The 9,629-nt window shown below is 65.2% G+C and carries 11 protein-coding genes; 3 read left to right on the top strand and 8 right to left on the bottom strand.

Annotation, left to right across the window (positions count from 1 at the left end):
• Positions 1–34 precede the first annotated feature (34 nt).
• The 8 genes from LO50_RS17850 to LO50_RS17885 form a co-directional block, all read right to left on the bottom strand.
• The gene (locus tag LO50_RS17850; RefSeq protein WP_044315835.1) at positions 35–478 is read right to left on the bottom strand and encodes a ketosteroid isomerase-related protein; all 444 of its coding nucleotides are present in this window, start codon (positions 476–478) and stop codon (positions 35–37) included.
• Between the two features lie 76 nt (positions 479–554).
• On the bottom strand, positions 555–1,952 hold the full coding sequence (locus LO50_RS17855) for an ATP-binding protein (protein ID WP_044315836.1): 1,398 nt from the start codon (positions 1,950–1,952) through the stop codon (positions 555–557).
• Positions 1,949–2,626, bottom strand: a complete 678-nt coding sequence (locus tag LO50_RS17860; protein WP_014821866.1) for a response regulator — start codon at positions 2,624–2,626, stop codon at positions 1,949–1,951. The genes LO50_RS17855 and LO50_RS17860 overlap by 4 nt, the downstream gene beginning before the upstream one ends.
• Positions 2,627–2,700: 74 nt before the next feature.
• A complete protein-coding gene (locus LO50_RS17865) occupies positions 2,701–3,306 on the bottom strand; it encodes an outer membrane beta-barrel protein (protein ID WP_044315837.1) in 606 nt (201 codons plus the stop codon).
• A gap of 134 nt (positions 3,307–3,440) precedes the next feature.
• A complete protein-coding gene (locus tag LO50_RS17870; protein ID WP_014821864.1) occupies positions 3,441–3,836 on the bottom strand; it encodes a hypothetical protein in 396 nt (131 codons plus the stop codon).
• Positions 3,837–3,883: 47 nt separating this feature from the next.
• Positions 3,884–4,765 carry a hypothetical protein gene (locus LO50_RS17875; RefSeq protein WP_044315838.1) on the bottom strand — a complete coding sequence of 294 codons (882 nt, stop codon included), beginning with the start codon at positions 4,763–4,765 and terminating at the stop codon, positions 3,884–3,886.
• Positions 4,766–4,780: 15 nt separating this feature from the next.
• Complete coding sequence (locus tag LO50_RS17880; RefSeq protein ID WP_044315839.1) at positions 4,781–5,263, bottom strand: curli production assembly protein CsgB; 483 nt, start codon at positions 5,261–5,263, stop codon at positions 4,781–4,783.
• Positions 5,264–5,461: 198 nt separating this feature from the next.
• Positions 5,462–6,046 carry a helix-turn-helix transcriptional regulator gene (locus LO50_RS17885; RefSeq protein WP_041015247.1) on the bottom strand — a complete coding sequence of 195 codons (585 nt, stop codon included), beginning with the start codon at positions 6,044–6,046 and terminating at the stop codon, positions 5,462–5,464.
• Positions 6,047–6,308: 262 nt separating this feature from the next.
• On the opposite strand from LO50_RS17885, the gene LO50_RS17890 reads away from it, so the two are divergent.
• From LO50_RS17890 to LO50_RS17900, 3 genes are all read left to right on the top strand, one after another.
• On the top strand, positions 6,309–8,024 hold the full coding sequence (locus tag LO50_RS17890; RefSeq protein ID WP_044315840.1) for an OPT family oligopeptide transporter: 1,716 nt from the start codon (positions 6,309–6,311) through the stop codon (positions 8,022–8,024).
• A gap of 70 nt (positions 8,025–8,094) precedes the next feature.
• Entirely contained in the window at positions 8,095–9,168 is a 1,074-nt protein-coding gene (locus tag LO50_RS17895) for an AI-2E family transporter (protein ID WP_044315841.1), read from the top strand.
• 116 nt (positions 9,169–9,284) lie between these two features.
• The gene (locus tag LO50_RS17900; protein WP_014821858.1) at positions 9,285–9,611 is read left to right on the top strand and encodes a hypothetical protein; all 327 of its coding nucleotides are present in this window, start codon (positions 9,285–9,287) and stop codon (positions 9,609–9,611) included.
• Positions 9,612–9,629 lie beyond the last annotated feature (18 nt).

Here is a 9,629-nt window from a genome sequence, read left to right on the forward strand (position 1 = left end):
GTTGTGGCTCGGCTGGCTGTGGTGAGCGATCGGATCAGGGCAGGGCTTTTTCGGCGTAGGGCCGGGTATCCAGGCCCAGCTGGGCGCGAAAGCTTTCCATGTCGAACATGGTGCAGATTTCCTGCACCTGCTGGGTCGGGGTGATGCTCCAGAAGGCCATGGCAGAAATGCTGAGCACCTTGTCGCTGGGCGGATAGCCGAACGCCGGCTGCTCGATGGTGCCGATCAGCGTGCTCCAGGTGACCACCCGGTTGCCTTCGGCGATGCATTCCTCGACCACCACTTCCAGTTCCGGCATGGCGTGGCGGATCTGCCGGACCATGTCGAGAAACTCGGCGCTGGCGAGCGGCCGGCCGATGAAGGAGCTCTTGTAGAGAAAATCCTTGCTGTGCAGGTGCTCGGCCAGCGCCAGGCGCCCGCGGTTCCAGGTCAGGTCGATGTGCTGACGGACGAGTTTCTTGCGGTCATCCAGTGACATGCGCCCTCCAATGGGCTGCAGATAGCTCGGCAGCGAACTCTAGCAGCGGCCAGGGCCGTGCGGGAGTGCCGTTCGGTCAGTCGGCCTGCAGCCGGATGCGGAAAGCCGCGCCACCGAGCGCCGACTCGCCGAGACTGAGCTCGCCACCGTAGCTGTCGAGAATGTCCTTGACCACCGCCAGGCCAATGCCCTGGCCGGGGTGCTGGCCATCGAGGCGCTCGCCGCGGCGGATGATGCGCTCGCGCTGGCCGACCGGCACACCCGGGCCGTCGTCCTCGACGCCGAGCAGCAGATCGCCTTCGTGATGGCTGGCGCTGATGCGCACCTGCTGCAGGCACAGGCGGTAGGCGTTCTCCAGCAGATTGCCGAGCAGCTCCATCAGCGCGCCCTGTTCCATCGGCACCAGACAGGGCTCGGCGAGCTGCATCTCGACCTGCACGTGTTTGTCGCGGTAGACCTTGTCCAGCGTGCTGCAGAGGCTGATGAGCAATGGCTTCAGTTCGACCCGGTGTCGCACCAGGCCGCTCTTGCCGAGGCTGGCGCGCTGCAGCTGGTAGCCGATCTGCTGGCTCATGCGTTCGATCTGCGCCTGCATCACCTGCGCCGGCTCGCGGCTCTGCGTCTGCGCGGCGAGGCTTTCGCCGACGCCCTGCAGAACGCTGAGCGGGGTTTTCAGGCTATGCGCCAGGTCGCCCAACGAATTGCGGTACTGCTCGCGCTGGCGCCGTTCGCTGTCCAGCAGGCGGTTGAGCGAACGGGTAAGGCGCAGCAGCTCGCGGGGGTGTTCGTCGCTCAGGTGCTGGCGCTGGCCTCCTTCGACCTCATCGAGCTCGGCGCTGACGCGTTTCAGCGTGCGAAAGCCCCAGGTCAGGCCGAGCCAGAGCAGGATCAGCAACACCAGCAGGCCGCTGCCGAGCCACAGGTAGAGCTGCCGGCGAAACTCGTCGAACAGGCTCAGGTATTCGCTGGTGGGCTGCATGGTGACGAAACTGAAGGCGTTGTCGCGGCTGCCGGCCAACTGCAGTTCGACGTCGTAGACGAAGTACTCGAGCCCCGCCGCATCGCGGGTGCGCAGAAATTCGCTGGTGCGGCCCTCGTAACGCGGTCGGTAGTCGATGCGCTCGTCGGCGGCCGAGCGGGAATGCCAGACCAGCTCGCCGCTGCGGTCGTAGATGAAGCCGAGCAACTGCGCGTCGGGCAGGTTAAATTCCTCGTCCGGCATCCGCTCGGGCATCAGCAACCGGCCGTCTTCGACATGGGCGGCAGTGATCAGGGTGCTGGCATCGGCGGCCAGGCGTTGCTCGATGACGCGTTCGAAGGTCAGGCTGAAGGCGCCCTGCAGCGCCGGCAGCAGGGCCAGCATGAACAGCGCGGCGAGGCCTGTGGCGCCGAGCATCAGCCGCAGGCGCAGCGACATGGCACCTCTCAGTGGGTGGCGCACGCGCGCTTGCAGGCGGCGCCAGCGTCGATTCATCGGCAGCGCTCGGTGAAGAGGTAGCCTAGGCCGCGCACGGTTTCGATGGGCTTCATCGCGCACTGCGCCTCCAGCTTGCGCCGCAGCCGGCCGACCAGCACTTCGATCACGTTCGGATCGCGCTCCTCGTCACCGCTGTAGAGCTGCTCCATCAGGCGCTCCTTGGCCACCACCTGCTGCTGATGACGCATCAGGTATTCGAGGATGCGGTATTCGTAGGCGGTCAGCGCCAACGGCGCGCCATTGGCCGTGGCCTGCTTTCGATTGAGGTCGAGCAGCAGCGGGCCGGCTTCGATGGTGGCCTGGGTGAAGCCGCTGGAACGGCGCAGCAGAGCGTTCAACCGGGCTTCCAGTTCCTCGAACTGGAACGGCTTGACCACGTAGTCGTCGGCGCCTGCGGCCAGGCCTTCGACCTTGTCCTGCCAGTTGCCGCGCGCGGTAAGGATGAGAATGGGGAAGCTCTTGCCGCGGCTGCGCAGCTGGCGGATCAGGTCCAGCCCGCTGATGCCCGGCAGGCCGAGATCGATGACGGCCAGGTCATGGTTGAATTCGTGGGTCTGAAACAGCGCTTCCTCGGCGTTGGGCACGGCGTCGACGACATGCCCGCTTTCGCCGAGTCGGGTCTGCAAGTGGTGGCGCAGCAGCGCCTCGTCTTCCACCACCAGCACTTTCATTGGCTTGCTCCCCGTGCAAAAACGGCCAGGTTCTCGCCCTGGCCGTCGTTCAACGTTCTGTCAGCGTAACGCCATCAGAAGTGATAGTTCAGACCCAGATAGGCCTGCTTGCTGCTGTGCAGGTCGATCGAGCCGAGCTTGCCGACGCCGCGCTCGGACACTTCGGTACCGGCGTTGCTGCGCAGGTAACGGTAGCCCGCTTCCACCGAGGTGTTGTCGCCGAGCTTCTGCAGGATACCGGCCTGCAGGCCGACCAGGTAACCGATGTCGCTGTCACGGCTGTAGCCCCTGGACTCGTTCTCCAGCTTGGTCAGGCCGGCGCTGGCGCCGCCGAACAGGCGGGTGGTGTCGCCCAGTGGGAGAAACAGGTCGTAGCTGCCGAGCAGGTTCTGCTGACGCAGCTTGTAGGTGCTGCCGTAATCGTCCGAGACGTTCTCGTAGGTCATGTAGTAGCGACCCTCGTCGGTCATCTGGCCGGCGCGAACACCCCAGGTTCCGCTGTTCCTGATGGTGTCATCGAAACGGTTCTCGCCACCCATGCTCTGCTTCAGGGCGCTGGAACGATCGGTATTGACGGTGGTTTTGCCCCAGGTGAGACCGGCGAAGTTCTCCGCGGCGTGGGCGCCGAAGCTGAGGATGCCGAGGGACGTGGCCAGGGCCAGGGTGCTGAGTTTTTTCATCGGTGACTCCTTTTCAGGCAGCGGGATACTGACGGCCCCTAGCCTGAACGGGTGTCACTGAACCCTGCCTGAACCCCAGCTGAACCTGCGCTGAACGAGCGCCACCTGGTGCGCCGTCGGTCCGCTTTCGGCCTTCACGCGATCTGTTCCGGCTCGCTTTCGTCGTCCACATCGGCGTCGTCGTCCGGGTAGCTGCGCAGGATCGGCGGCTGCTCGGCATCGTCGATCCACCACTGCAGCTCGGCCTCGACACGGGTGTCGTCAGCGATGCCGAGGCGGTTGTTCAGCGGGCATTGCTGCGTCGGGGTGGCGATCAGCGTGCCGCTCTGCGCGGTCTGGGCATTGCCGGCCCTGCCACTGGAGCGCACCTTCAGACGAAAGCGGACCTGCTGCCCGCTGCCCTTGAAGCACAGGGCGAGCGAAAGCCGGCTTTGCTCGGCCGGTTGCAGCTCGAAACTGACGGCTACCGGTGCATCGGCAGGGGCGGGGGTGGCTGCGAGCAGCCAGGTGGTGAGGGTCATGGTCAGCATCCGTTCTGTTTCCGTTGAAGCCGGTCCGTGGCTGGAGGGTGGTTGCGCTACTGCTGGACGATGGTGGCGCTGTTGCCGGTGCCGCTCTGGTGGATCGTCGCGGCGCCGGGCAGGCGAGTGAAGTCATTGGCCGGCAGGCTCTGGCGGATCATCGCCTCGTTGGCGCTGCCCAGTTGGGTGATGGTGGCCTGATGACCGTAGTTGCCCTGTTCGATGCTCGCCAGGTTGTCGTTGCCGTTCTGGATCACCGTGGCCTGGTTGGACATGAAGCTCTGGGCGATGTCGACGCTGTTACCGCTGCCGGTCGACGAGCCACTGATGCGGCCGCCGAAGCCGTTCTGGTCGACCGTCAGCCGGTTGCTGTCGCCGCTCTGGGTGAAGTCGAGTTCGTTGTGGTAGTCGTTCTGCTGAATCTCTGCGATGTTGTAGGTGCCGGCCTGGGCGATGTTCATGCGATTGCCGTCGCCCTGGTAGATGTCGGCCAGGTTGCCCAGACCGTCCTGGGACACGTTCATCCGCGACCCTTCGAAGTAGCCCTGCTGGTCGAAGGTCAGCACGTTGGCGTCGCCGCGCTGCTCGATCTGTGCGGTGACGAAGGCGGTCTGGCTGCCGGTGATCTGGTTGCCGTTGCCGATGCTGCTGGCATCGACCGTGCTGGTACGTCCGGTCTGTTCGATGGTGGCGACGTTGGCGTTACCGATCTGCTGCAGGTTGGCGACCTTGAAGTAGGCCTCGCCGATCTGCGTGATGCTGGCGGTGTTGAGGTTGCCGATCTGGCTGACATCCATGGTGCTGGACTCGACCAGGCCGGTCTGTTGCAGTTCGGCGACATTGTCCGTGCCGACCTGCTCCAGTTCGATGCTGTTCTGCGCCATGGCCTGAGTGGCGGCGAGGGTGAGCAGGGTGGCAATTGCCGTAGGCTTGAACATGAACTCTCCTGATCGCTAGCGACCCTGCACGATATTGATCTGCTGGCCGACGCCGTATTGCGTCACTGCGCTGCGCAGGCCCTGGCCGGTCTGCTCAATGCGCGCATCGTTATAGGCGCCGTACTGGCTGATGCTGGCCTGGTTGTCGCTGCCGGTCTGGCGGATTTCGGCGTAGTTGCCCTGGCCGACCTGCTCGATGACCGCCATCAGGTTTTCGCCGTGCTGCAGGATAAAGGCTTCCTGGTCGCCGCCCTGCTGCAGCATCTGCGCGCTCAACGCCTGGCCGTTCTGAGTCAGCTCGGCGAGATTGCCCTGGCCCAGCTGCTGGATGTAGGCGGCCTTGGCGTCGGTCAGCTGAACCGCAAGCTGGGTGGCGGTGGTGCCAAGGGGTGAAAGATCGCCGTTGTCCATCAGGTCGGCGGCCATCAGCGGCGCGCAGGCCAGGCAGGCAACCAGGGCAGACAGTGATGTGGCGCGGGGCAGGGCGTAACGGGCCATTGGCGTGTACCGGATGACAGTGGTCGCGATTCTTGAACGCGGCGGACACTCTTGAACATCCATCGGATGATGTAAAAGGCGCAGCGCGAGCAGTTCGCTCGGGATTAATGCCTGGCACGGCGTGACGCTTTCGCACCGTGCCAGAGCGTCTCGGTGACGTCCCGCTCCGCTAGGCCGCCCGTCGCTGCGGGACGCTACTCAAGCGCTACAGGACTTGTCCCAGTCGAGATGACTGCGCAGCAGGTACGCCGCCTCGGCCCGATTGGAGGCGCCGATCTTGCGCAACAGATTGTGGATATGACTCTTGATCGTGTGCGGGCTGAGGCACAGCTGCTCGGCGATTTCCGCATTCGACAGCCCCTTGCCGGCGAGGCTCAGGATCTCGCGCTCGCGCAGCGTCAGGCTGGACTTGGTTTCAGCGAGCTGGCGCATGCGCCGCCACTGGCCCAGCAGCCTCTCGGTGAGGACCCGTGGCAGCCAGTCGCCACCCTTGAGCAGCACGCGGATGCCCTCGAGCAGGTGCTCGCGGGTGGCGTGGCTGTAGAACACCCCGCGAATCACCGGGTGTCTTTCGACCAGCTGCTCGGCCTGCTCGGGGACGATATTCACCAGCGCCACCGGTGTGTGCTCGTCGAGCTGGTCGATCAGGCTGGATATCTGTTCGGCTTCGCTATGGCCGGCGTCGACCAGAAACAGGTCGGCTCCGCGATTGTCCGGTGATTGCAGTCCGGTCAGCGCAACTTCGACTTGCGCCTGTTCGCCTAGAAAGTGGCGAAAGAACAACCCAAGCAGTTCATTGCCGGTTAACAGCGTGACAGTTGGGGAGGATGTGTCCCGTGTAAGCTCCGCGTCCATGTTCGGTACCTAGTCAGTCGGGCGTGATTGATTAAAAAGTTACTAAACGACCAGCACCTTGCAGCGAAGTTCAGCCGAGAGATGGCGAACGGGCATTATCCAGCCAGCACGTGCACAACTCCGCCAGGGCGAACGCGAGGCATCGAAAAGGGCGCGCGTTTTTGCACCGGGCGGCTGCTAAGGTAGGGGAATGATCGCGACCACGTTTGCCGTTTCGTCTCGTGAACTGACCCTGCGTGCCTTGCTCACCGGTCTGCTGCTGGGTGCGCTGCTGGCACCGTCGAATGTCTACTCGGGCCTCAAGATCGGCTGGTCGTTCAATATGTCGATCATCGCGCTGCTGATCGGCTTCGCGTTCTGGCAGAGCATTGCCGTCGCGTTCGGCCGCCCGCGCTGGTCGCTGCTGGAAAGCAACATCAACCAGACCACCGCCTCGTCCTGCGCCTCGATCATCTCCGGCGGGCTGGTGGCGCCGATTCCCGCCTATACCCTGCTCACCGGTCAGCAGCTGGACAGCCTGCCGCTGATGGCCTGGGTGTTCTCGGTGAGCTTTCTCGGGGTGTGGGTGGCCTGGTACCTGCGACCCTCGCTGATCGTCGAGTCGGGGCTGCGCTTTCCCGAGGGCATGGCGACCCTGGCGACGTTGCAGCAGATCTACAGTCATGGCGCCGAGGCCGGGCGCCGGCTCTGGGTACTGGGCGGTGCCGCCGTGCTGGCCGCCGGGAGCAAACTGGTCGATACCTTTATCTGGACGCTGCCGCGCTGGGCCCCTTCAGCGCAGCTGGAGCGCCTGACGTTCAGCTTCGAACCCTCGCTGCTGTTGCTCGGCTTCGGCGGCATCATCGGGTTGCGCGTCGGCCTGTCGCTGCTGCTCGGCGCCGTGCTGGCCTGGGGCCTGATCGCGCCCTGGCTGCTGGCCGAGGGACTGGTGCGCTTGCCGGCTGCCGCCCAGGGGCCGCAGTTCGCCGCGCTGATCGAATGGCTGTTGTGGCCGGGCGTGAGCCTGATGGTCTGCGCGACGCTGACCTCGCTGGGCCTGCGCCTGCTGCGCTCACGCTCGCCAACGACACGCCGGCGGCCGGTGCTGCGGCGCCCGCACGGCTGGCCAGCGGCCGGTTTTGCGCTGTCGGTAGGACTGGTGCTGGCGCTGCAGGTCAGCCTGTTCGGCATCGACCCCTGGCTGGCGGCGCTTTCGATTCCGCTGGCGCTGCTGCTGGCGATGGTTGCCGCACGGGTGGTCGGTGCGACCGGGATTCCGCCGATCGGCGCCATCGGCCAGCTGTCGCAGCTGAGCTTCGGCGTGTTCGCCCCGGGCCAGGTGCCGGTCAATCTGATGAGCGCCAACACCGCCGGTGGCGCGGCGGGGCAGTGCACCGATCTGCTCAACGACTTCAAGGTCGGGCATGCCATCGGCGCTGCGCCGGGGCGTCAGGCGCTGGCGCAGTGCTTCGGCATTCTGCTCGGCAGCGTGGTCGGCGTACTGGCCTATCAGCTGCTGATTCCCGATCCACAGAGCATGCTGATCACACCCGAATGGCCGGCTCCGGCGGTTGCCACCTGGAAAGCAGTGGCCGAAGCCTTGACCGGCGGCCTGGGCGCGCTCGCTGCCGACATTCGCTGGGCGATGCTCGCTGGTGCGCTCTGCGGGGTGCTGCTCGGGACGCTGGAAGGGCTGCTGCCCGAACGCCGGCTGCGCTGGTTGCCGAGCTCCGCGGCGCTCGGCCTGGCATTCATCATTCCGGCGTCGATTTCGCTGATGATGACCTTAGGTGCCGTGCTCGCCTGGGCCTTCGCGTCACGCTGGCGCAGCCTCGGCGAGCGCTTCGTGATCGTCGCCGCGGCCGGCTTGGTGGCCGGCGAGAGCATGGCTGGCGTCGGCGCCTCGCTCTGGCAGCTGCTGCGCTGATTGGCGGCAACAGCTGAATTAATGCGCGGCGCGGTCTGTCGTACCTCTTGTACTCACGAGGGGGAGCATCATGTCCACGTCGACACCGCAGAACGATGCCAAGACGGTCGCCAATCGCACGATTGTGCAGGCCGCGGTGCTGGCCGTCGTGGTGCTGCTGAGCATCGTCGCCTGGCTGGCGTTCGATTTCATCCTGCTGCTGTTCGCCTCGATTCTTTTCGGTGTGCTGATTCACGGCGTGAGCCGCTGGCTCTGCAGCAAGACGGCGCTGTCCTACAAGCTGTCCATGGCGGTGTTCTTCGTGCTCTTGCTGCTCGGCCTGGGGGGCGGCGGCTGGCTGGTCGCGCCGAGCATCGCCGAACAGGCCGATGCGCTCTCCGAATCGCTGCCCGAGGCCGTGGAGCGCCTGCGTGAGCGTGCCGAGCAGTTGCCTTGGGCGAATGAACTGCTGCAGCAGCGCGAACGCCTGGAGGACTCGCTGCCCGACGGCTCTAGCGCGTTCAGCGTGGTCACCAAGGTGATGGGCTCGATCGTCGGTGCGCTGAGCAGCTTCGCCATTGCCTTCGCCATCGGCATCTGCCTCGCCATCAATCCGCAGATATACGTGCGCGGGCTGCTGAAGCTGATTCCGCTGGGCTATCGACCGCGCGCAGCGGAGGTGCTCGACGAAAGCGGCTCGACATTGCGGGCCTGGCTGCTGGCCAAGCTGCTGGAAATGCTGCTGATCGGCGTGCTGACCACGCTCGGTCTGTGGTTGCTGGGCATCGAGCTGGCGCTGGTGCTCGGCCTGATCGCCGGGTTGCTGTCGTTCATTCCCAATATCGGTCCGGTGCTGGCGGTGATACCGGCGCTCCTGCTGGCATCGCTGGAGGGCGGGCGCACGGTGCTCTACGTCGCCGCGCTCTATCTGTTCATCCAGGCCTTGGAAAGTTATGTGTTCACGCCTTGGATGCAGCAGCGCATCGTCTCGGTTCCGCCGGCGCTGACCATCGCCGTGCAACTTCTGTTCGGCCTTCTGGCCGGTACTCTGGGTCTGCTGCTGGCGACGCCACTGGCAGCTGTCGGCATGGTGCTGGTGCGCATGCTCTACGTTGAGGATCTGCTCGGCGATCGGCCGCAGGCGACCGACGGTCCTAGTGCCTAGCCGCTCTGGCCGGGCGTTCTACAGGGCTGTCACGTTTTGTAAATGCTGACGACGAAACCCCTGACCCGTCCCGCTGCCGGATTACATGAACCCCCTGAAAATATGCAGGAGTCATCATGAACATGCACAAGATTGCGGCACTCACCCTGGCGGGACTGCTTTCCAGCGCGGCATTCGCTGCCGGCAATACCGGTACCGGCGCCGATACCGGCCACCGTGATTCGAAGGGACACAGTACCGAGCAGCCTGGAACCATGGGCGGCACGGGCAACGGAATGGATTCGACCTCCGATACCGGCAAGATGCCGGACGAGACTGAGCGCCCGGCGACCACACACGGTAGCGATCACGGTACCGGCGTTGATGCTGGCGGCGATGGTGCGGCTGGTAAGCAGGGCACGACCGGTACAGGCGGCGAGGGCGGCGAACGCGGCGCCTACTGATCCATCGGTTGCACCTGA

It is taken from the genome of Stutzerimonas stutzeri (genome assembly GCF_000935215.1).
Classification (GTDB): domain Bacteria; phylum Pseudomonadota; class Gammaproteobacteria; order Pseudomonadales; family Pseudomonadaceae; genus Stutzerimonas.